The following is a 20,198-nucleotide window of genomic DNA, read 5'->3' as shown; positions in this document are numbered from 1 at the left end:
CGCCGGGGCGCGCCTCGGGTCCGTCCGCGACCGCGCGGCCCGCGCCGCGGACGCCGCGCGGCACGTCACCGACTCCGCCGCGGCCCTCGCCGCCGCCGAGCAGCAGGCCGCCCCGGTGACCCGCATGGCCCGCTTGGCCGGCGGCGCGGACGCCGACAACGCCCGCGCGCTGTCCCTCGCGACCTACGTGCTCGTGCGCCGGTTCGAGGACGTGGTCGCCGCCGCCAACGACCGGCTCCGCGAGATGTCGGACGGCCGGTACGAGCTGGAGCGCAGCGACGAGCGCGAGGACGTCCGCACCCGGCGCACCGGGCTGGCGATGCGGGTGGTGGACCACACCACCGGCGCCGCGCGCGACCCCCGCACGCTGTCCGGCGGGGAGACGTTCTACGTGTCGCTGTGCCTCGCGCTCGGCATGGCGGACGTCGTCACCGCCGAGGCCGGCGGCGTCGAGCTGGGCACGCTGTTCATCGACGAGGGGTTCGGCACGCTCGACCCGCACACCCTGGACGCGGTGCTGGGCGAGCTCGGGAAGCTCCGCGCGGGCGGCCGCGTCGTCGGGGTGGTGTCGCACGTCGAGGCCCTCAAGCAGGCGGTGGCCGAGCGCATCGAGGTGCGTCGGCGGGCCGACGGGTCGAGCACGCTGACGGTGGTCGCGGGCTGAGGGGGCGCGCCCTCACCACGTCCAGCCGCGCGACGCCAGCTCGACCTCCTCGCGCATCCGCTCCCACGGGTCGCCCTTCGCCCGCGGCAGCACCTCGACCCCCGCGAGCCGGCAGGCGTCCGCGAGCAGCGCGTCGTAGGCGAGCTGGCTCGCGATGATCCGCTCGGCCCGCGCCCACGCGTGCGGGTCCCCCTCCAACCGGCGCAGGTGGTCGGCGACGATCCCGAGCCGGACCTGCACGTGCAGCGCGTCGAAGGGGTCGGGCGGCGGGGGCCCGCCGTGCCGGCCGTGCCGCACCCGCGTGGCCACCCGGTCCAGCACGCCGGCGACGCGGGCCCGGCGCCGCTCCCGGGCAGCGGTCCGTCGCGGCGACGACTCCGCCCCCGGGATCAACCTGAGCACCACGGCGAACGTCAGCGCCGGCAGCACGAGCCACAGCAGCAGCCACCACGCCATCGGAGCACCTCGTGTCCGAGCGTACGACCGGCCTGTGACGCGCGCCACAATCGGGACCTGGGTCCCTCGGGGGTGGGATCAGGGGCGGACCAGGGTGCTCCCGGATGCCTGCGTGCGAGGGAAGAGCGGGACGATCCACAGGTTGGCAGGAGCAGGACTCGACCAGGATGGGGATCATGGCCACACACGACGGCACGCCGATCGCGAGCGCTCGCGGTCTGGTGAAGACGTACGGCTCGGGCGACACGGCGGTGCGCGCGCTCGACGGCGTCGACGTCGACTTCGCCCGGGCGGAGCTCACGGCGATCATGGGCCCCTCGGGTTCCGGCAAGTCGACCCTCATGCACTGCATGGCGGGTCTGGACCGCTCGGACGCGGGCACCGTGGTCGTGGACGGCCTCGAGGTGAGCGCGATGAACGAGCGGAAGCTGACCCGGCTGCGCCGGGACCGCCTCGGCTTCGTGTTCCAGGCCTTCAACCTGGTCCCGACCTTGACCGCGCTCGAGAACATCACGCTGCCCCTGGACATCGCCCGCCGCCCGGTGGACCGCGCGCACCTGGACGCCGTGGTGCAGGCGGTCGGCCTGGCGGACCGGCTCGGGCACAAGCCGACCGAGCTGTCCGGCGGCCAGCAGCAGCGGGTCGCCTGCGCACGGGCGCTGGTGTCCCGGCCCGCTGTCGTGTTCGCGGACGAGCCGACCGGCAACCTCGACTCCACCTCCTCCGGCGAGGTGCTGGGCTTCCTGCGCCGCTCGGTGGACGACCTCGGCCAGTCGGTGGTCATGGTCACCCACGACCCGACCGCGGCGTCGTACGCCCACCGGGTGCTGTTCCTCGCCGACGGGCGCCTGGTCGGCGAGCTCGCCGACCCCACCCCGGACTCGGTCCTGGCGGCGCTCGCCGCGCTGCGCCCGGCTGCGGCCGGTGCCGCCGCCCCGGTCGCCGTCGCGGCCGCCGACGGGCCGCGCTGATGGTCCGGGTGGCGCTGCGCGGCATCCGCGCCCACCTCGTCCGGTTCCTGCTGTCCCTGCTGGCCGTCGCCCTCGGCGTGGCCTTCGTCGCGGGCACGTTCTCGCTGCGCACGATGCTGTCGAGCACGTTCGACGGCATCGTGGACGCCGGCACCCCCGGCGACGCCTACGTCCGGGCGGAGCCCGCCGACGGCGCGTCGGCGGTCGAGGGAACCACGGCCGGCCCCGCGGTGCCGAAGACGCTCGCGGAGGAGATCGGCGCGCTGGACGGGGTGGCGCACGCCATCCCGGAGGCGCAGGGCTCGATCGTCCTGGTCGGCGCCGACGGCACCGCCGTGCAGAGCACCCAGGCCCCGAGCCTGGTGTTCTCCTACCTGCCGGACGACCCGGCGCTCGAGGTGGTCGAGGGCCGCGGCCCGGAGCGGGCGGGCGAGATCGCGCTCGAGACGGCCACGCTGGAGTCCTCGGGCCTCGAGGTCGGCGACACCACGCAGGTGGTCCTGGGCGGGCAGCTGTCGGACGCCGAGGTGGTGGGCCGGTTCGACATGGGCGCACCCATGGCGGGCGCGACGCTGGTCGTCGTCGACCCCGGGACGGGCTACGGCCTGTTCGCGCCGGACGGCCGGGTCGCGGACATCGCGGTCTACGCCGAGGACGGCACCACCCCCGCCGAGCTGGTCGACGCGATCGCCCCGCTGGTGCCGGGCGACCTGCAGGTGGTCACCGGCGACGAGCTGCGGGACGAGAACAAGGCCGCGATCGGCGAGATGCTCGGCTTCGTCACGACGTTCCTGCTGGTGTTCGCGGCGATCGCGCTGTTCGTCGGCGCGTTCATCATCTCCAACACCTTCGCGATGTCGGTGCGGCAGCGGATGCGGGAGTTCGCGCTGCTCCGCGCCGTCGGGGCGTCCCCCGCGCAGGTGTTCACGTCGATCCTGGTCCAGGCGGCCGTCGTCGGCCTGATCGGCTCGGCCCTCGGCATCGCCGGCGGGCTCGGGCTGGTGCAGGGGCTGAAGTCCGTGTTCGAGGCCATGGGGATGGACCTGGCGGGGGACATCCCGGTCGACGGCGCCACCATCGGCGTCTCGCTGGCCGTCGGCACCGTGGTGAGCGTCCTCGCCGCCGCCGTGCCCGCCCGCCGCGCGGCCCTGGTGCCGCCCGTCGAGGCCATGCGCGACGACGTCGCGGTGCCCGAGCGGTCGATCCGGGTGCGCGCGGTGCTCGGGGCGCTCCTCACGGGGCTGGGTGCGGCGGCGGTGCTGGCCGCCGTGCTGCATACCGGCGAGGAGACGCTGGACGTCGCCCTCGGTGCGGGCGCTGCGGCCGTCCTGGTCGGGATGCTCGTCCTGGCACCGGGGCTCGCCCGGGCCGTCCTCGGGGTGCTGTCGTGGCCGTTCGTGCGGCTGCTGCGCCCGGTGGGCCGGCTGGCGCGCGGCAACGTGGTCCGCAACCCCCGCCGCACCGCGAGCACCGCGGGTGCGCTGATGATCGGCATGGCGCTGGTCGGCGGCGTGTCGGTGATCGCCACGTCGGCGCAGGCGTCCGTCGCCGGGGTCGTGGAGTCCCAGCTGCACACCGACCTCGTCCTGCAGTCCGCCACGCGCGACCTGCCGAAGGGCGCGATCGCCGACGTCGACGCGCTCGCGGAGGTCGGGGACACGGCGGCGTTCGCGTTCGCGCCGCTCGAGGTGTCCTCGGACGGTGACGGGTCCGGCACGCAGATCGTCGCGGGTGTCCGCGACGACCTGTTCGACCGGACCATCGAGGCGACGACGACCGACGGCGACCTCGCGTCCCTCGCGGACGGCGAGGCGGCGGTCCAGGAGGGCCCGGCCGAGGAGCAGGGCTGGGCCGTCGGGGACACCCTGCGGATCGCCGGCGCCACGGGGCCCCGGGACGTGACGGTCGGCGCGGTGTTCACCACCAACGTGATCGGCGCGCCGGTCGTCGTCGGCACGGACGTGCTCGACGCCCTGGTGCCGCCGGAGCAGCAGCTGGTGGACCTCCTGGCGGTCGACGCCGCCGCGGGCGTCGGGGCCGACGACCTCAAGGACGCCGTCACGGCCGCGGTCGCGCCCTACGTCGTCGTCTCGGTGCTCACCCAGGACGAGTTCGTCTCGAACCTCGCGGACCAGGTCAACCAGGTGCTGGTGATCCTGTACGCGCTGCTCGGGCTCTCGGTCGTGATCGCGGTGCTCGGCATCGTGAACACGCTCGCCCTGTCCGTCATCGAGCGGACCCGGGAGATCGGCCTGCTCCGGGCCGTCGGCCTGGGCCGGCTCCAGCTCGCCGGCACCGTCACCGTCGAGTCCGTGCTCACGGCGGTGTTCGGCACCGTCGTCGGCCTCGTGGTCGGGGTGGCGCTCGCCTCCGCCCTGCCGTCGGTGTACGCCGACGACGGCCTGTCCGAGCTCGTGATCCCGTGGGGGAACCTCGCGGGCATGGTCGGGCTGGCCGTCGTCGTCGGGGTGCTGGCCGCGCTGTGGCCCGCGACCCGGGCGGCCCGGATGCGGGTGCTGGACGCCGTCAGCTACGAGTGAGCACCCACCCGTCCGGGCCGGCGAGGTCGTCGGCCCGGGCGGGGCCCCACGTCCCCGGCTCGTACGGCTCGGGGTCGGGCCGGTCCGGCCCGAGCAGCGGGGCGAACGCCCGCCAGGCGGCCTCGAGCCCGTGCGGCGTGGTGAACAGCGTCCGGTCTCCCACGAGCACGTCGTGCAGCAGCGACGCGTACGGCGCGATCGGGTCGCCGGGCTCGACGTCCTCCAGCCCGAGCGACGCGGTCCCGGTGGCGAGCCGGAGGTCCGGCCCCGGCTGCTTCACGGTCGTCGTGATGTCGATGGCGCCGTCGCCCGCGAGCGACAGGCTGATCCGGCCCGGCCCGGCAGGCTCGCCGAACAGCTCGTCCGGCGTCCGCAGCACCAGCGTGACGCGCTGCGCGGACACGGCCATGCGCTTGCCGGTGCGGAGCAGGAACGGCACCCCGCGCCAGCGGTCGTTGTCCACCCACAGCCGCGCGGCGACGAACGTGTCGGTGGTGGAGTCGTCGGCGATCCCGTCGATGTCCCGGTAGCCGTCGAACTGGCCCAGCACGACCTCGTCGGGGTCCAGCGGTCGGAAGCAGCCGATCACGGCCTCCCGCGCGGTCGCCAGGTGGTCCGCGTCGAGCGCGGCCGGCGGCTCCATCGCGACCTCGGCCGCGATCTGGAACAGGTGGGTCACCAGCATGTCCAGGGCGGCGCCGGTCTCGTCGTAGAAGTCGGCGCGGTCGGCCACGTCCAGCGTCTCCGGCACGTCGACCTGCACCTGCGCGACGTGCCGGCGGTTCCACACCCCGCCGAACAGCTCGTTGCCGAACCGGAGCACGTGCAGGTTCTGCGTCGCCTCCTTGCCGAGGAAGTGGTCGATGCGGAACACCTGGTCCTCGTCGAGCACCTCGTGCACCAGCGCGTCGAGCTCCGCGAACGACTCCGGGGACGTGCCGTACGGCTTCTCGTAGACGACCCGGGCGCCCTCGGCCATGCCGTGCGCGCGCAGGGCGCGGGTCGTCGGGCCGAACGCCGACGGCGGGACCGCCAGGTAGTGCACGACGGTCACCTCGGCGTCGTCGTCGCCCGCGAGGTCACGCCGGGCGTCCCGGACCGCGTCGACCAGCTCGCCGGGGTCGTCCTCCGTGAAGGTCAGCGCGTAGGACACGTGGCCGTCGAGGGCGTCGGCGTGCCCGGGTCCGCCGTGCTCCTCGAGCGACGACCGGACCAGGTCCGCGAGCTCGTCGTCGCCGATCGGCTTGCGGCCCGTGCCGATGAGCGCCCAGCGCTCCGGCAGCAGCCCGCGGGTGGCGAGCTGGGCGAGCCCCGGGTAGACCATGCGCTCGGCGAGGTCACCGCGGGCGCCGTGCAGGACGAACAGGACCGGCGTCTCGACGGGCGTCGTGGGTGCCATGCCGCCGCCCCTCAGAGCGCCGGCGGGTCGGTGCGCTCCGGGTGCCGGACCGGCGGTTCGTGCGTGCCCTCGCGCTTCTGCTTCTCCAGGAGGTCGCGCGCCTTCGCGGTGGCCTGGTCCACCTTGCGGTCCGTGGCGTCCGACGTGCGCGACTTCACCGCGTCGGCGGCCTTGTCGATCGCCCCGGCGATCTTGTCCTCGTTGCCCGCGACGGCCTTCTTGGCCTTGTCGACGAAGTCCCCGATGCCCATGTCCGCTCCCGTCGTGGCGCAGGTGGATGCTCTGCCACGAGTCAACGTCGGGCCCCGGACCCCCGCAACCGGGCGGGGGTCCGGGGCGACGGGACGCCGCGCCCCCGTACGAGCCCGGCCGTCCGGTGCGGCGGCGGGGTGAAGGTCCTGCGCGCGGGCCGGACGGAGCCCCGCGCGGCGGTGGTCGGCCCGTACTCTCGGGGCGTGACCCGGACCCGCAGCCCCCGCCGTCGCGTCGGATGCGCCGTCGGCCTGACCGCCGCGCTGCTCGTCGTCGTGGGCGGCGGCCTGCTCGCCGACCGTGTGACCCGCTCCCTCGCGGAGGACGTCGCGGCGGACGCGGTCCGCTCCCAGCTGGGCGCGGTCGACCCCGACGTGACCGTGGCGGGCTTCCCGTTCCTCACGCAGCTCGCGCGCGGCACGCTCGACGACGTGCACCTGACCGCCTCCGGCGCCACGCTCCACGGGCTCGACGTCACCGACCTCGACGTCACCGCGACCGGCGTCGCGGTGCAGGAGCCCCGCGGGGCCGAGCACGTGGTCGCGACCGCGACCGTCCCGACCGCCGCGCTCGAGCAGCTGCTCCGGGAGAAGACCGGCTGGGACCTGGCGCTCGCGGTCGACGGCGAGGCCCTGGCGGCGACCGGCGCGGTGGCGGGCATCCCCGTCGGCGTCACCCTGACCCTCGCTCCCGCGGGGACCGACGGCGTGGTGGCGACGATCACCAGCGCCTCGGTCGGCGGGTTCACGGTCGACGCGGGCCTGCTTCCCGACGGCCTGGCCTCCCGCATCGCCGAGGTGGACGTCACCGACCAGCTGCCCGCCGGGGCCGAGGTCACCGGCGCGACGGTGGCGGCGGACGGGCTGCACCTGACCGTCGAGCTCACCGACGTGACGCTCGACAGCCTGTGAGCGGGTTCCTGGACACGCTCCGCACGCTGCCCGGCGAGATCTGGGACCGCGCCACCACCGTCCAGCCCGCCCCCGGGCAGGCCGTGCTCCTCGGCACCCTCGCCGCAGCGCTGCTCTGCCTGGCGGTGCCGACGCTGTGGCACGTCTCCCGGCACCTGCTGACGATCGTGCACGAGGCGGCGCACGGCCTGGTCGCCGTGCTGTCCGGGCGCCGGCTCTCCGGCATCCGGGTGCACTCGGACACCTCCGGGCTCACGGTCTCCGTCGGCCGGCCGCGCGGGCCGGGCATGGTGGCGACGGCCTTCGCCGGCTACGTCGGGCCCGCGGTGCTGGGGCTGGGCGCGGCGTGGCTGCTCGGGCAGGGGTACGCCGTCGGGCTGCTGTGGGCCCTGCTCGTGGTGCTGGTCGCGGTGCTCGTGCAGATCCGGAACTGGTACGGGCTGTGGGCGGTGCTCGCGACCGGCGTCGTGCTGGTCGCGGTGTCCTGGTGGGGGACGCCCGCGGTGCAGGTCGCGGTCGCGTACGCGGTGACCTGGTACCTGCTGCTCGGCGCACCGCGGGCCGTGCTCGAGATGCAGGCGCAGCGGCGGCGGGCACGCGGCCGGGGGACGTCGGACGCGGACATCCTGGCGCGGCTGACCCGGGTGCCGGGCGGGGTGTGGGTCGCGGTGTTCCTGCTGGTGTGCGGCGGGGCGCTGCTGCTGGGCGGGTCGTGGATCCTGGAGCGGTCCCTCCTCTGAGGCCCGCGCCGGCCGCCCGGTGCGGTCGGCGACGTCAGCCCGCGACCGCGCAGCCGTCGAGCTGGCGGGCGATCGCGTCCCGCTCCGCCCGGGTCACCCAGAGCCCGTACGCCGCCTTCACCCGGACCTGCCGGACGACGTACGCGCACCGGTAGCCCGTGCTGGCGGGCAGCCAGGTCGCCGCGTCCCCGTCCCCCTTCGCGCCGTTGGCCGGGCCGTCCACCGCGAGCAGGTTCGCCGGGTCGTTCGCGAACTGCCGGCGGGTCTCGGCGTCCCACTGCTGGGCGCCCTTCTGCCACGCGTCCGACAGCGCGACGACGTGGTCGATCTGCACCTCCGCGCTCCGCGGGCCGCGCTCGAACGCGATCACCTGGTCGGTGTACGGGTCCTGGAGCGTGCCGGTCAGCACCACGCAGTCGTGGGTCCCCGCCTCGAACGTCACGTCGGTCAGGTCGCGGGCGAGCACGTCGTTGCGGGTGTCGCAGCCGTTGCGGTCGACGTCGGCCCAGGCGGGGCCGAACTGCTCGCGCTCGTAGCCCGTCTTCGGCGCACGGCCCTTGACCTCCAGCCCGGCCAGCTCGGTGCGGGCGCGGTCGAGATCGGCGGCCGTGACGGGGAACCGCGCGGACTCGCGGGACTCCGACCAGACCGGCAGCCCGGCCCCGAGGGCCACGGCGACCACGAGCACCAGCCAGGCCCACCCCAGCCGGCCGCCCCGGGCGCGTCCCCGCGGGCCGCGTGCCGCAGGCCGCCGGCGCGGGGCGGTGGACCGGGAGGTGCGGGTGGTGCGGATCGGGCGCGCGGTGCGGGTGGTGCTGCTGGTCACCGCGGAACCGTCGCACACGGGACCGACACGACACCTCCTCCCGACCCCGGCCGGCGCGCCGCCCGCCCGCCCCGTGGGCGCCCTAGCGTCGGTGCCGGAGGTGGCGCGGTGCGGACGAGGCGTGACCGGGGCGGGCGCCCGTGGGCGGCGACGGCGGCGGCCGGCGCGCTCGTGGTGACGGCGGGGCTGGCGACGGCCCGGTACGGCTCCGGCGCGGCGGCCGACGCGCTCGGCGACGCCCTGTACGCCGCGCTCGTGCTGCTGCTCGTCGCGCTCGCGGTGCCCCGGTGGTCGCCCGCCGCGCAGGCCGGGGTCGCGGTCGGGCTGTGCTGGGCTGTCGAGCTGGTGCAGCTGACCGGCGCCCCCGCCGCCGCGGCGGACGCCTGGCCCCCGCTGCGGTACCTGCTCGGCACGACGTTCGTCGCCACGGACCTGCTCTGGTACGCGGTGGGGGTGCTGGCCGCCTCGTCGGTCACCGTCCTCGCCTCCCGGGTGGGCGGCGCCCGGCGCGCCGCGGTCCCCCGAGGCTGACGGCTCCCGGTCCGCGGTGTCGGGCCCGGCGCGGCTCGGCTGGGGACGACGCACCGGTTGCCGCCCTGTGGTCGTCCCGGGGGCCCGCGGGCATCATGGGGTCGACGGAGCCCGGGTGCGGCGCGGACCGCCGTGGCCCCGGCCGGCCGCCGGGCAATCGGCGAGGAGGCCCGATGCACGACGTCGTCGCCAGGACCAGGCCTCCCGGGCGTTGGGCGTGGCTGGTCGTCATCGCCCAGGGTCTGGTGCTCGCGTCGTGGTTGCCGCGCCTGGGCCGTGAGGAAGGCGGCCTCGCGGTCCTGATGGTGTGTCTGTCCGGCCTCCTGGTCGTCTCAGGCGTGATCCTGGCGGTCATCGACCTGCGGACGACCCTCGTCCTGACGGACGACGCGCTGATCCTCGAGCGACGGTGGCGTCCCCGACGTGTCCGCCGGGACGCCGTGCGGGCGGTGGACGGCGACGTCCACGGGCGGCCGTCCTGGTCGGAGGCCGTGGTGATCACGGTGGACGGTCGCGACCGACCGCTGCGGCTCGGGCCGTTCGACGTGCACGCGCGCGTGCTGATCCCGCGGCTGCAGGAGTGGGCCGGGGTCGGGGACGCGGTGGCCGACGACCGAGCCACCGCGCCACCTCCGCGGTGATCCGCGCGGCTACTCGCAGCCCACGCCGTCGCCGTCGCGGTCGAGCGCGGAGCGGTACCCCGGGTCGCCGGAGCGCACCGGCGCCGCGCCGGCTGCCCGGGCGGCGTCGCAGTTCTGGTAGTAGACCGACCCGCCGCCCGCGGACGCCGTCGTCGACCCGCCCCCGGTGGAGGCCGTGCCGGCGGAGGAGGACGTCCGCGCGCTCGCCGCGGCGGCCTCGCGGGTGGCGACGGCCGACTCCCGGGCGGCGACGTCCGCGGCGGTCGCGTCGAGATCGGCGGCGCGCTGGTCCAGCTGCGCCTGCAGCGCCGCCAGCTCGTCGGCGCGTGCCTTCTGCTGGTCCGCGGTGGCCTGCTGGGTGGCCTCGCCGTCGGTCAGGGCCCGGTCGCGCCGGGTGGCCTCGTCGTCCCGGGTGTCCAGGTCGGCCGCCCTGTCGGCGAGCGCGGTGTCGACGTCGGCCAGACGCTCCTGCTCCGCGGCGACGGCAGCGCGCTCGTCGGACAGGCTGCTCGCGCCGATCCCGATCCCCGCGACGAGCCCGAGGACCAGCCCCGCGATCCCGGCCGTGAGCACGGGGCCGCGCCGGCGACCGGCGGGGCGTCCGGGTCCCGTCACCGGCGGGCCGGCCGGCGGCCCGGACCACGCCCCGCCGCTCGGCGGGACGCCCGGGACCTCGGCCGTCGGCCGGGTGCCCGGCGCCGGTGGGACCTGCCTGAGATCGGACCGACGTGCCATGGTGTGCCCCCTGTCCCGGGCCGCACCCGCGCGGCCGCGTCCCGGTCTGCATCGGCAGGCGGGGGCCGGCGGTTGAGAGCGCCGCGGCGGTCAGAGGTGCCGCGGCCGGTCCGGGTCCGCCGACCAGCGCTCCTCGATCCGGCCCCAGTGCCAGATCGCCACCGCCACGACCCAGGAGACCAGCAGCAGCGCGACGATGCCGTAGCCGGCGTCCTCCAGGTCGATCGCCGCGATCCAGCCGGCCGGGCCGGTGGTGGTGCCGGTCTCGTCGGCGAGCACGCCCGCCAGCTGCACGGTGCCGATCAGGACCGCCACGAGCACCGAGACGGTCGTGATCGTGAGGTTGTAGTAGACCTTGCGCACCGGGCGGCTCGAGGCCCAGCCGTACGCGGCGTTCATCAGCACGCCGTCGGCGCTGTCCAGCAGGCACATGCCCGCGGCGAACAGGACGGGCAGCACGATGATCGCGGTGAACGGCAGGGCGAAGGCCGCCGCGCCGCCCGCGAGCACCAGCAGACCGATCTCGGTCGCGGTGTCGAACCCCAGGCCGAACAGGACGCCGACGGGGTAGATGTGCCACGGCCGCCGCACCGAGCGGGTCAGTCCGCCGAGGAACCGGTTGGCGATGCCGCGGCGGCGGAGCGTCTCCTCGAGCTCGGCCTCGTCGTACCCGCCGCGGCGCATCTCCCGGAACACCCGGACGATGCCGACCAGGGTGGCGATGTTGACGATCGCGAGCACCCACAGGAACACCCCGGACACGGACGGGCCGATCACGCCCGTGATCTGATGCAGGGTGCTGCTGTCGTCCTGCACCGGGCCCACCAGCGCCTTCACCCCGAGGGCGAGCAGCAGCGCGAGCGCGAAGACGATGGTCGAGTGCCCGAGCGAGAACCAGAACCCCACCGACATCGGCCGGGCGCGGGTTGGGGCCCCCGCGGCGGCGCGCTCGTCCGCGTCGGCGATGAGCTTGCGCGTGGTGTTGTCGATCGCCGCGATGTGGTCGGCGTCGAAGGCGTGCCGCATCCCGAGGGTGTACGCGAGGAGGCCGACGCCCACCGTGAACACCGGGTGCTCGCCCCCGAGCGGGTGGTGCGCGGGCACGACCACCCCGAGCAGGAGGCCGAAGCCGACGACGTGCAGGACCACCACCACGGCGGTCATCCCGGCGAGCGACCTCCGGTCCGGCCGGCTGAGCGGCATGCGGAACCGGCCGAGGCCCCGACGCGGATCTGACGGCGCGCTGCTCTGATCGCTCATGTCCAGGCGCCCCCCGCGCCGCCAGGCGGTGGTGCGGTCCCCGTGCGCCCGACCACCCCATTGGAGCACGTGCCGCACCCCGGGACCAGGGTGTGCGCGGATCCGCGGCCCGGCAGACTGGCCGGGTGGTGCGCGAGCTCGTCGTCCTCGGGACGGCCTCCCAGGTCCCCACCCGCACGCGGAACCACAACGGCTACCTGCTCCGCTGGGACCGCGAGGCGTACCTGTTCGACCCGGGGGAGGGGACGCAGCGCCAGCTCACGCACGCCGGCGTCGCGCCGCCGTCGATCACCCGGATCTGCCTGACGCACGTGCACGGCGACCACAGCTACGGGCTGCCCGGCGTGCTGTCCCGGATGGTGCTGGACGGGGTCGGGCACCCGGTGCACCTGCACTACCCCGCGGAGGGCGAGGCGGTCGTGCGGGCGCTGGTCGGGCTCGCGACGCCGGGGCTGGACCTGCGCCTGCACCCGCACGGCGCGGCCGGCGAGGTCGCCCCGGGGCTGGTCGTCGAGCCGCTGCGGCACCGGGTGCAGACCTTCGGGTACCGGCTGGCGGAGCCCGACGGGCGCACGCTGCTGCCGGACCGGCTCGCGGCGGCGGGGATCGCCGGGCCCGCGGTGGGCGAGCTGCAGCGTGCCGGGCGGCTCGGACCCGTCCGGCTCGAGGACGTCAGCGTCCCGCGCCGCGGGCAGCGGGCGGCCGTCGTCATGGACACCGCCCCGTGCCCGGGGGCGGAGGCGCTCGCGGACGGGGCCGACCTGCTGCTGGCGGAGTGCACCTTCGCCGACGAGGACGCGGCGCTGGCCGCGGAGCACCGGCACCTCACGGCCGGTCAGGCGGGCGCGCTCGCCGGGGCGGCCGGGGCGCGGACGCTCGTGCTCAGCCACTTCTCCGGCCGGTACGAGGACCTGGAGCCGCTGGGCGAGCAGGCGCGCGCGACGGCCGGGGCCGCCGTGGTCCACGTGGCGCACGACCTCGACCGGTTCGGCCTGCCCCGCCGGCGGACGACTCCCTGAGGTGCCCGGCCCGCGCCCGGTTCAGTCCTTGCGCGGTGCCACCCCGCGCACCGCGTCGACGGGGAACCGCCGCCGCGCCTCGGCCTGCTTGTCGAGCGTGGCCGCCAGCACGTCGACCCCGAGCACGTCCGCGAGCCGCAGCAGGTAGACCAGGACGTCGGCGATCTCCTCGCCCGCGCGCCGGCGCCGCTCGGGGTCCGCGAAGTGCGCCGCCGCGTCGCCCGCGGGCAGCCACTGCACGAGCTCGGCGAGCTCGCCCACCTCGCCGACCAGCGCGAGCACGAGCGACTTGGGGTCGTGGAACTGCTCCCAGTCGCGCTCGACGCTGAACTCGCGGATGAGCGCGGTGAGCCGCGCGAGGTCGCCGGGCTCGCCGGCGGGGGGTGCGTCCGTCACGCGCCCAGCGTGGCATGCCCGGCCGGGGGCCTCACCCGAGCAGCCAGGTCGCCGAGCGCAGGTACCGCTCGGCGACGAGCACGGAACCCGCCGGCTGCTCCGCCCGCAGGGCCCCCGACGGGCCGCCGCGCGGGTCGGTCACCGTGCGCCCGAGCAGCTGCAGCCGGCGCAGCATCGACAGCGCGCAGGCGGTCCGGGCGTCCTGCCGGGTCAGCGGCCGCACCTCCTGGTAGCCGGCGACCCAGGCCTGCGCGCGGTCGGCGGCGTCCGGCAGGTGCTCGACGTAGGACAGCGCGCCGGCGAGGTCCAGGACGAACCAGGAGAACCCGCAGTCGTCGAAGTCGATCAGGGTGACGTCGTCGCCGTCGAGCAGCAGGTTCCCCGGCCGCAGGTCGGCGTGCACGAGGCCCCAGGCGTCGGGGGCGCGAGACGCGTCCTGCACCGCGTCGAGGGCCGCGGTGCGGGCGCGGCCGAGCAGCGTGAGGTCGGCCGCGGGCAGCCGGGCCCGCTCCCAGGCACCCCACCGGCTGCCCGGGCCGACGAGGTCGGCGGGTTCCCAGGTCGGCCGGACGAAGTCGGGCGGGCGGTGGTAGCCGAGGGCGTGCTCGTGCAGCAGCGCGGCCGTCGTCCCGACCCGTCGGTGCCAGGCGGCGGCGTCCGCGGCGCCCGGCAGGGCGTCCTCGAGCGACGGCCCGGCGACGTACCGCCAGGTCAGGCACACCCAGTGCTGCTCCTCGTCGTCGGCGACCAGGGCGACGTCGCGGCCGTCCACCGGCGGGACGACCGTCGGCACCCGGACGGTGCCCGCGTCGCCGAGCGCGGCCATCCACGCGACCTCGGACTCGACCGCCGCGGTGTCCTCCAGGTACGCCGGCGGCGCGACCCGGGTCACCGCGACCGGGCGCCCGTCGACCGAGACCCGGAACGTCGCGTTGTGCGACAGCGCCAGCAGGTCGACGGCGGTGCGCGGCGGGTCCCAGCCCCACGCCGCGCACACGGCGGCGTGCAGCCACCGGGGTCCGGGGTCGCCGGCCGCCAGCCGGCCGAACGGCGGGTCCGGCTCCGCGAGCCCGGTGCTCCCCAGCGTGTCGTCGGTCGTCATCGCCACCTGCCCCCGGGGTGCTCGCGTCCTCGCCGGGCCGTGCGACCCGAGCCGAGTGTGGGCGGGGTGCGACCGGGCGGGCCAGGGGACCGACCGGGATTTCACGCAGGTGTCACCCCGGCCCGGCGGCGGTGACGCCGCCGAAACGTGCCCGTTCCCGGACCGCCTCAGACCCCCACCAGGGTCGCGCTCGCGTCCCAGAGCCGGCGCGCGAGGCCGGGGTCCGCGGCCTGGGGCGGCGGCACGGCCGCGCGGCCCTGCTCGACGTACCCGCCCGGCTCCCAGTCGACGCCCGGCGTCCCGGCCGCGAGCGCCGCGAGGTACCCGCCGCCCTGCTCGGGGGTGATCGTCACCAGCCGGCGCAGGGGCGTGTGGTAGACGAACCGCATCAGGCTGCTCGTCTCCTTCGCGAAGCTGGTGGCGACGATCCCGGGGTGGAACGCGACCGCCGCGAGGCCCTCGGGACCGTACCGGCGCTGCAGCTCCACGGTGTGCAGCACGTTGGCGAGCTTGGCGTCGCCGTACGCCCGCTCGGGGCGGTAGCCGCGCTCGTGGCCCAGGTCGTCCAGGTCGATCCGGCCCCACCGGCGGGCCGCGACGCTGGAGGTCGCGATCACGGACGCGCGGCTCGCCACCAGGGTCGGCAGCAGCAGGTGCGTCAGCAGGAACGGCGCGAGGTGGTTCACCTGGAGCGTCCGCTCGAACCCGTCCACGGTGACCGAGCGCGGTCCCATGATGCCGCCGGCGTTGTTCGCGAGGACATCCACCCGCGGGTACGCCTCGCGCAGCTCGGCGCCCAGCCGCCGGACCTGGTCCAGCTCCGCGAAGTCGGCCAGGTGGTGCGGGGCCCCGAGCTCGGCGGCGACCGCCGCGGTCCGGGCCGGGTCGCGCCCCACCAGGACGACGCGCTCCCCCTCGCGGGCGAGCCGGCGGGCGGCGGCGGCGCCGATGCCGTCGCTGGCGCCGGTGATCACGATCGTCCGTCCGGCCACGTGGTCCTCCGCGTCGGGGTGCCGCCCAGGGGGTCCGGGCGGGTCCGCGACACCCTAGGGTGCTGCCGTGACCCCCGCCTCCCCGGCCGCCCGCCGGCGCGCCCGCACCTCCGCCGTCCGCACCTCCGAGCCCCGCCTGGTGCCGCCGGTGCTGGTCCGCGAGCACCGCGTGCGGGTGCCGGTCGACCGCGAGGACCCGTCCCGGTACCCGACGATCGACGTGTTCGCGCGCGAGCTGGTCGACCCGGCCCGGGACGCCGAGGACCTCCCGCTGCTGCTGTTCCTGCAGGGCGGCCCCGGTGGGATGGGCCCGCGCCCCCTGGGCGGCGGCTGGTGGTCGACGGCCCTGCGCACGCACCGGGTGGTGCTGCTCGACCAGCGCGGCACCGGGCGGTCCTCGCGGGTCGACGGCCGGACGATGGCGCGGTTCGGCTCGGGCGAGGAGGCCGCGGACTACCTGGCGTGCTTCCGGGCGGACGCGATCGTCGAGGACGCCGAGGCGGTGCGCCGCGCGGTGTACGGCGGGCGGCGCTGGGCGACGCTCGGGCAGTCGTACGGCGGGTTCCTCACGCTGACCTACCTGTCCCGGCACCCCGAGGCGCTGACCGCCTGCTACGTGACCGGCGGCCTGCCGGGCATCGCGGCGACCGCCGAGGACGTGTACGCGCGGACGTTCCCGCGGCAGGCCGCGCGCGTCGCCGCGTTCGCCCGCCGGTACCCCGAGGACGTCCAGCTCCTCGGCGCCCTCGCGGACCGGCTCGCCGCCGGCGACGTCACGCTGCCCGACGGCGACCCGTTCGGCGTCCGGCGGCTGCAGGCCCTCGGGATGCCGCTCGGCATGAGCACCGGCGTCGACGCGCTGCACTGGCTGCTCGACACCGTGGACCTGGACGGCGACGGGGCGCCGGACGACGCGTTCGCGCTCGCGGTGCAGACGCAGACCGGCTTCGACGCCAACCCGCTGTACGCCGTGCTCCAGGAGGTCATCTACCACCAGGGCGAGCGGGCCGGCGGCTGGGCGGCGCAGGCCGAGCTCGACCGCCGGCCCGACCACGGCCCCGACGCCCGGCCGCTGGCGCTGACCGGTGAGGCCGTGTTCCCGTGGATGTTCGCCGAGATCCGGGCACTGCGGCCGTTCCGTGCGGCGGCGGAGGCGCTCGCGGCCCGCACCTCCTGGCCGGCGCTCTACGACCCGGAGCGGCTGGCCGCCAACGAGGTGCCGGTCGCCGCGGTGCAGTACGCCGACGACCCGTACGTGGACCTGGACCTCGCCCGCGGGACGGCGGACGCGGTCGGCAACACGCAGGTGTGGGTGACGAACGAGTACCTGCACGACGGCCTGCGGGCGGCCGGCGACGTGATCCTCCCGCGCCTGCAGGACCTGGCCGCGGGGCGCTGGTCGGTGACCCGCCCCTAGCGCGGCGCTGGTCAGAGCAGGCGGCGCGAGCCCGGTCGGACCACCCGGAGCCAGCGGTAGCCGTACGCGGGGAGGCCCAGCTCGACCCCGCCCTCGGGGGTGACCTCGCACGCGCCGTCCTCCAGGAGGTCGACCAGGCGCACCGGGTCGTCGTCGGCCGCCGCGCTGCGGGTGCTCGCCGTGCCGTCCGCCGGGCCGGCGGCGCCGAGGTCCCGGGCCAGGTCGGGCAGCCGCAGCGGCACGGTGACCGGCTCCGGGCCGAGGTTGTGCACCGCGATCATCGACGCGTCCTGCCACGTCGAGCGGTGCGCGAGCACCCCGGCGTGCGGCTGGTCGAGGATCTCCGCGCGCTCGGCCCAGCCGAGCTCCGGGCACTCCCGGTACCGCCGCACGAGGGTCTTGACGAACGACAGCAGCGAGTCCGGGTCCCGCCGCTGGTCGGCGACGTTGACGTGCGCGGGTGCGTACCCGCCCTCGACGACCGGGCCGGACAGCCGCCGCGGGGCCGCGGCCGAGAACCCGCCGTTCCGGCCGGACGTCCACTGCATGGGCGTGCGGACCGCGAGCCGGCCGTCGGCGGTCAGGTTCTCGCCCATGCCGATCTCCTCGCCGTAGAACAGCACGGGCGTGCCGGGCAGGGTGAACAGCAGCGAGTAGACCATCCGGATCCGGCGCGGGTCGCCGTCGAGCATCGGCGGGAGCCGGCGACGCAGACCGCGGCCGTAGAGCTGCATGTCCTCGTCCGGCCCGAACGCCGCGAACACCTCCGCGCGCTCGTCGTCCGACAGCTTGTCCAGCGTCAGCTCGTCGTGGTTCCGGACGAAGGTCGCCCACTGCGCGTCGTGCGGGATGTGCGGGCGGTCGCGCAGCGCCTGCGCCAGCGGGCCGGCGTCCTGCCGGGCGAGCGACAGGTACATCTGCTGCATGGCCACGAAGTCGAACTGCAGGTTCAGCTCGTCGCCCTCCGCCGAGCCGTCGCCGTCCTGGTCCCCGAAGAACTGCCGCTGCTCGGCGTACGGGAGGTTCACCTCGCCCATGAGGATCGCGTCCCCGGTCCGCCGGCTCAGGAACGACCGCAGGGCCTTGAGGAACTCGTGCGGGTGCTCGATGTCGTCGGCGGGGGAGTTCGCGGCGTCGGCCAGCATGAACGGCACCGCGTCGACCCGGAACCCGGACAGCCCGAGCTCGGCCCAGTAGCCGACGACCTTGGCGATCGCGTCCCGGACCTGCGGGTTCGCCGTGTTGAGATCCGGCTGGTGCCGGTAGAACCGGTGCCGGTACCAGGCGCCCGCCTGCTCGTCGAACGTCCAGATGCCCTGCTCCTGGTCCGGGAACACGACCTGGTCGGCGGTGGACGGCGGCTCGTCGGTGCGCCACACGTAGAAGTCGCGGAACGGGCTGTCGGGGCTGCTGCGGGCGGACCGGAACCACGGGTGCCGGTCCGAGGTGTGGTTGACCACCAGGTCCGCGATCACCCGGATGCCCCGGTCCCGCGCGGTGCGGATCAGCTCGACCAGGTCGCCGGCGTCGCCGAGCCGCTGGTCGACACCGAAGAAGTCGGTGATGTCGTAGCCGTCGTCCCGGTCGGCGGTCGGGTAGAACGGCATCAGCCACAGGCAGGTGATGCCGAGGTCCGCCAGGTGGTCGAGCCGCTGGACCAGGCCGGGGAGGTCGCCCACCCCGTCGTCGTTCCAGTCCATGAACGTCTCGACGTCCAGGCAGTAGACGACGGCGTTCTTCCACCACAGGTCGCCGGTGTCGCGGATCCTCACGGCGCCTCCGTCCCGTCGGGGGAACCGGTGCCCGCGTCGAGCGCCCGGAGCGCGGGCAGCAGGTGCTCCGCGGCCAGGTCGATGAACGCGTCGAGCGACGACGGCGGGTGCGTCACGGTCGGCGTCGCGTCCTCGTGCTTGCCGTGGTCCGGGCGGACGTCGGTGGCGACCTGGTGCAGGTACACCTCGTCGAAGCCGACCTCGACCAGCTCGGCCACGCGGTCCCGGAGCCGGGCGGGGTCGTGCTCGATCACCACCGCGGTGCCGAGCGTCTCGTCGTCGACCGTCGCCGCCAGCTCGTCGAACGCCTCCGGGGTCGCGAGGTCCCAGGCCGCGGGCGGGCCCGCGGAGTTGCCCGCCCACTGCTCGCGGGCCAGGCGCCACGCCTCGGCCGGGTCGGACGCGTAGGACACGTGCACCTGCAGCGCGATCGGGCCCCGGCCGCCGGCGTCCCGGTACTCGCCGACGACGCGGCGCAGGGTCTCGAGGTCCTGGTTCACCGTGACCAGGCCGTCCGCCCAGTCGGCGTGCGACCGGGCGGTCTCCGGGGTCACCGCGGGCCCGATCAGCCGGGGCGGGACCTCGGGCAGCGTCCAGAGCTGGGCGCGGTCGACCGTGACCAGGCCGTGGTGGGTGACCTCCTCCCCGGCGAGCAGCGCGCGGATGACCTGCACGCACTCGCGCAGCCGGGCGTCGCGCTCCGGCTTCGGCGGCCACGGGTCGCCGGTGATGTGCTCGTTCATGTTCTCGCCCGAGCCGAGCGCCACCCAGAACCGGCCCGGGTACATCGCGGCGAGCGTCGCGGCGGCCTGGGCGATGATCGCCGGGTGGTAGCGCTGCCCGGGCGCGTTCACCGTGCCGAAGGGCAGCCGGGTGGTGGCCAGCGCGGAGCCGAGCCAGGTCCAGGCGAACCCGGAGTGGCCCTGGTTGGTGCCCCAGGGGGCCCAGTGGTCGGAGCACATGGCGGCGTCGAAGCCGGCCTCCTCCGCGTGCTGGACCGCGGCGAGGAGCGCGGACGGGTGGACCTGCTCGTGCGAGCTGTGGAAGCCGACGCGGGTGGTCATGCCCCCTGTTCCTACCGGCTGGGCGGCCGGTCCGCGCGGCGAGCGGGCGGACGGGGGCGGGTGGAGCAGGCGGTCGAGGCGGGCGGGCGGCGCGGTCGGGCAGGGTGGGCGGCGCGGGCGGTGGCCGGGTGCAAGGGACGTCACAGCCGCCCTGGGCCCTTCGCCGCCGGGCCGCCCGAGGGGACGACGTAGGCTTCTGCGACGTGGCCACCTTCTCCGCCGTGACGCGCGCGCACATCCTCCAGGCCATCGCCGAGCACGACTCGCGCGGGGCCGAGGCCTTCCTCGGCGTCTACGGCTTCCCCGCCGGCGGCGGCTTCTTCCTCCACGAGGACCGCTCCTACCCCGCGACCGCGATCCTCGGGGTCGCGCACCGGTTCGCGACCGGGCGGCTCGCCGGTGCCGACGAGTTCCACGGCGGCGAGGACGCGGCGCTGGCGCTGCTGGCCCGGCGCGGGTTCGACGTGCCGCAGGCCGCCGCTGCCGCGCACGCCGCCGCCCCGGCCCGGG

At 76.3% G+C, this 20,198-nt stretch carries 21 protein-coding genes; 10 read left to right on the top strand and 11 right to left on the bottom strand.

Features of this window, described 5'->3' with window-relative positions; translation table 11 throughout:
• Positions 1-664: SbcC/MukB-like Walker B domain-containing protein (locus FA014_RS09055; protein ID WP_268865886.1), on the top strand; the 664-nt coding region annotated here is incomplete at its 5' end.
• Between the two features lie 12 nt (positions 665-676).
• Here the strand turns inward: FA014_RS09055 and FA014_RS09050 are convergent.
• Positions 677-1,120, bottom strand: a complete 444-nt coding sequence (locus tag FA014_RS09050) for a hypothetical protein (RefSeq protein WP_154729358.1) — start codon at positions 1,118-1,120, stop codon at positions 677-679.
• 176 nt (positions 1,121-1,296) lie between these two features.
• Here FA014_RS09050 and FA014_RS09045 point away from each other — a divergent pair, with 176 nt between their 5' ends.
• Complete coding sequence (locus tag FA014_RS09045) at positions 1,297-2,091, top strand: ABC transporter ATP-binding protein (RefSeq protein WP_154729357.1); 795 nt, start codon at positions 1,297-1,299, stop codon at positions 2,089-2,091.
• Positions 2,091-4,631 carry an ABC transporter permease gene (locus tag FA014_RS09040; protein WP_154729356.1) on the top strand — a complete coding sequence of 847 codons (2,541 nt, stop codon included), beginning with the start codon at positions 2,091-2,093 and terminating at the stop codon, positions 4,629-4,631. Before FA014_RS09045 ends, FA014_RS09040 begins: the two co-directional genes overlap by 1 nt.
• Here the strand turns inward: FA014_RS09040 and FA014_RS09035 are convergent.
• Both FA014_RS09035 and FA014_RS09030 read right to left on the bottom strand, forming a co-directional pair.
• Positions 4,618-6,030, bottom strand: a complete 1,413-nt coding sequence (locus tag FA014_RS09035) for a glucose-6-phosphate dehydrogenase (RefSeq protein WP_154729355.1) — start codon at positions 6,028-6,030, stop codon at positions 4,618-4,620. The genes FA014_RS09040 and FA014_RS09035 overlap by 14 nt on opposite strands.
• 11 nt (positions 6,031-6,041) lie before the next feature.
• Positions 6,042-6,281 carry an antitoxin gene (locus FA014_RS09030; protein ID WP_154729354.1) on the bottom strand — a complete coding sequence of 80 codons (240 nt, stop codon included), beginning with the start codon at positions 6,279-6,281 and terminating at the stop codon, positions 6,042-6,044.
• 204 nt (positions 6,282-6,485) lie between these two features.
• Between FA014_RS09030 and FA014_RS09025 the strand changes: the two genes are divergently transcribed.
• Positions 6,486-7,193, top strand: a complete 708-nt coding sequence (locus FA014_RS09025; protein WP_195969219.1) for an LmeA family phospholipid-binding protein — start codon at positions 6,486-6,488, stop codon at positions 7,191-7,193.
• Entirely contained in the window at positions 7,190-7,933 is a 744-nt protein-coding gene (locus tag FA014_RS09020) for a M50 family metallopeptidase (RefSeq protein ID WP_230322994.1), read from the top strand. Before FA014_RS09025 ends, FA014_RS09020 begins: the two co-directional genes overlap by 4 nt.
• A 34-nt stretch (positions 7,934-7,967) precedes the next feature.
• Here FA014_RS09020 and FA014_RS09015 read toward each other — a convergent pair whose 3' ends face one another.
• A complete protein-coding gene (locus FA014_RS09015) occupies positions 7,968-8,759 on the bottom strand; it encodes an HNH endonuclease family protein (protein ID WP_328288188.1) in 792 nt (263 codons plus the stop codon).
• A 108-nt stretch (positions 8,760-8,867) separates the two neighbouring features.
• Between FA014_RS09015 and FA014_RS09010 the strand changes: the two genes are divergently transcribed.
• Both FA014_RS09010 and FA014_RS09005 read left to right on the top strand, forming a co-directional pair.
• Positions 8,868-9,290: a DUF2809 domain-containing protein gene (locus FA014_RS09010; protein WP_154729352.1), complete on the top strand. Its 423-nt coding sequence runs from the start codon at positions 8,868-8,870 to the stop codon at positions 9,288-9,290.
• 173 nt (positions 9,291-9,463) lie between these two features.
• The gene (locus tag FA014_RS09005; protein ID WP_154729351.1) at positions 9,464-9,931 is read left to right on the top strand and encodes a hypothetical protein; all 468 of its coding nucleotides are present in this window, start codon (positions 9,464-9,466) and stop codon (positions 9,929-9,931) included.
• Positions 9,932-9,940: 9 nt separating this feature from the next.
• On the opposite strand, the gene FA014_RS20660 is transcribed toward FA014_RS09005, so the two are convergent.
• Both FA014_RS20660 and FA014_RS08995 read right to left on the bottom strand, forming a co-directional pair.
• The gene (locus FA014_RS20660) at positions 9,941-10,504 is read right to left on the bottom strand and encodes an excalibur calcium-binding domain-containing protein (protein ID WP_230322993.1); all 564 of its coding nucleotides are present in this window, start codon (positions 10,502-10,504) and stop codon (positions 9,941-9,943) included.
• A gap of 252 nt (positions 10,505-10,756) precedes the next feature.
• Positions 10,757-11,830: a HoxN/HupN/NixA family nickel/cobalt transporter gene (locus tag FA014_RS08995; RefSeq protein WP_230322992.1), complete on the bottom strand. Its 1,074-nt coding sequence runs from the start codon at positions 11,828-11,830 to the stop codon at positions 10,757-10,759.
• 224 nt (positions 11,831-12,054) lie between these two features.
• Here FA014_RS08995 and FA014_RS08990 point away from each other — a divergent pair, with 224 nt between their 5' ends.
• The gene (locus tag FA014_RS08990) at positions 12,055-12,945 is read left to right on the top strand and encodes a ribonuclease Z (protein ID WP_154729361.1); all 891 of its coding nucleotides are present in this window, start codon (positions 12,055-12,057) and stop codon (positions 12,943-12,945) included.
• A gap of 21 nt (positions 12,946-12,966) precedes the next feature.
• On the opposite strand, the gene FA014_RS08985 is transcribed toward FA014_RS08990, so the two are convergent.
• The 3 genes from FA014_RS08985 to FA014_RS08975 all read right to left on the bottom strand — a co-directional run bounded on the left by FA014_RS08985 (position 12,967) and on the right by FA014_RS08975 (position 15,435).
• Positions 12,967-13,341 carry a nucleotide pyrophosphohydrolase gene (locus FA014_RS08985; protein ID WP_230322991.1) on the bottom strand — a complete coding sequence of 125 codons (375 nt, stop codon included), beginning with the start codon at positions 13,339-13,341 and terminating at the stop codon, positions 12,967-12,969.
• A 31-nt stretch (positions 13,342-13,372) separates the two neighbouring features.
• The gene (locus FA014_RS08980; RefSeq protein WP_154729349.1) at positions 13,373-14,443 is read right to left on the bottom strand and encodes a phosphotransferase enzyme family protein; all 1,071 of its coding nucleotides are present in this window, start codon (positions 14,441-14,443) and stop codon (positions 13,373-13,375) included.
• Between the two features lie 167 nt (positions 14,444-14,610).
• Positions 14,611-15,435: an SDR family NAD(P)-dependent oxidoreductase gene (locus FA014_RS08975; protein WP_154729348.1), complete on the bottom strand. Its 825-nt coding sequence runs from the start codon at positions 15,433-15,435 to the stop codon at positions 14,611-14,613.
• Positions 15,436-15,574: 139 nt separating this feature from the next.
• On the opposite strand from FA014_RS08975, the gene FA014_RS08970 reads away from it, so the two are divergent.
• The gene (locus tag FA014_RS08970; protein WP_154729359.1) at positions 15,575-16,852 is read left to right on the top strand and encodes an alpha/beta hydrolase; all 1,278 of its coding nucleotides are present in this window, start codon (positions 15,575-15,577) and stop codon (positions 16,850-16,852) included.
• Positions 16,853-16,863: 11 nt separating this feature from the next.
• On the opposite strand, the gene FA014_RS08965 is transcribed toward FA014_RS08970, so the two are convergent.
• The gene (locus FA014_RS08965; RefSeq protein WP_154729347.1) at positions 16,864-18,624 is read right to left on the bottom strand and encodes an alpha-amylase family protein; all 1,761 of its coding nucleotides are present in this window, start codon (positions 18,622-18,624) and stop codon (positions 16,864-16,866) included.
• The gene (locus FA014_RS08960) at positions 18,621-19,688 is read right to left on the bottom strand and encodes a TIGR03885 family FMN-dependent LLM class oxidoreductase (protein WP_154729346.1); all 1,068 of its coding nucleotides are present in this window, start codon (positions 19,686-19,688) and stop codon (positions 18,621-18,623) included. Before FA014_RS08960 ends, FA014_RS08965 begins: the two co-directional genes overlap by 4 nt.
• Before the next feature lie 203 nt (positions 19,689-19,891).
• Between FA014_RS08960 and FA014_RS08955 the strand changes: the two genes are divergently transcribed.
• A partial coding sequence (locus tag FA014_RS08955) for a hypothetical protein (RefSeq protein WP_419178384.1) occupies positions 19,892-20,198 on the top strand: 307 nt, incomplete at its 3' end.

Origin of the sequence: Cellulomonas hominis (assembly GCF_005239125.1) — a bacterium.
GTDB lineage: Bacteria > Actinomycetota > Actinomycetes > Actinomycetales > Cellulomonadaceae > Cellulomonas > Cellulomonas hominis_A.
The sequence above is the reverse complement of the archived record's forward strand: the minus strand, read 5'-3'. Positions and strand labels throughout refer to the sequence as shown.

Excerpts from the sequence above, each read along its gene's own strand:
- FA014_RS09050 (WP_154729358.1), bottom strand. The coding sequence starts at position 1,120 with ATGGCGTGGTGGCTGCTGCTGTGGCTCGTGCTGCCGGCGCTGACGTTC.
- FA014_RS09045 (WP_154729357.1), top strand. The coding sequence starts at position 1,297 with ATGGCCACACACGACGGCACGCCGATCGCGAGCGCTCGCGGTCTGGTG.
- FA014_RS09040 (WP_154729356.1), top strand. The coding sequence starts at position 2,091 with ATGGTCCGGGTGGCGCTGCGCGGCATCCGCGCCCACCTCGTCCGGTTC.
- FA014_RS09035 (WP_154729355.1), bottom strand. The coding sequence starts at position 6,030 with ATGGCACCCACGACGCCCGTCGAGACGCCGGTCCTGTTCGTCCTGCAC.
- FA014_RS09030 (WP_154729354.1), bottom strand. The coding sequence starts at position 6,281 with ATGGGCATCGGGGACTTCGTCGACAAGGCCAAGAAGGCCGTCGCGGGC.
- FA014_RS09005 (WP_154729351.1), top strand. The coding sequence starts at position 9,464 with ATGCACGACGTCGTCGCCAGGACCAGGCCTCCCGGGCGTTGGGCGTGG.
- FA014_RS08995 (WP_230322992.1), bottom strand. The coding sequence starts at position 11,830 with ATGACCGCCGTGGTGGTGGTCCTGCACGTCGTCGGCTTCGGCCTCCTG.
- FA014_RS08980 (WP_154729349.1), bottom strand. The coding sequence starts at position 14,443 with ATGACGACCGACGACACGCTGGGGAGCACCGGGCTCGCGGAGCCGGAC.
- FA014_RS08960 (WP_154729346.1), bottom strand. The coding sequence starts at position 19,688 with ATGACCACCCGCGTCGGCTTCCACAGCTCGCACGAGCAGGTCCACCCG.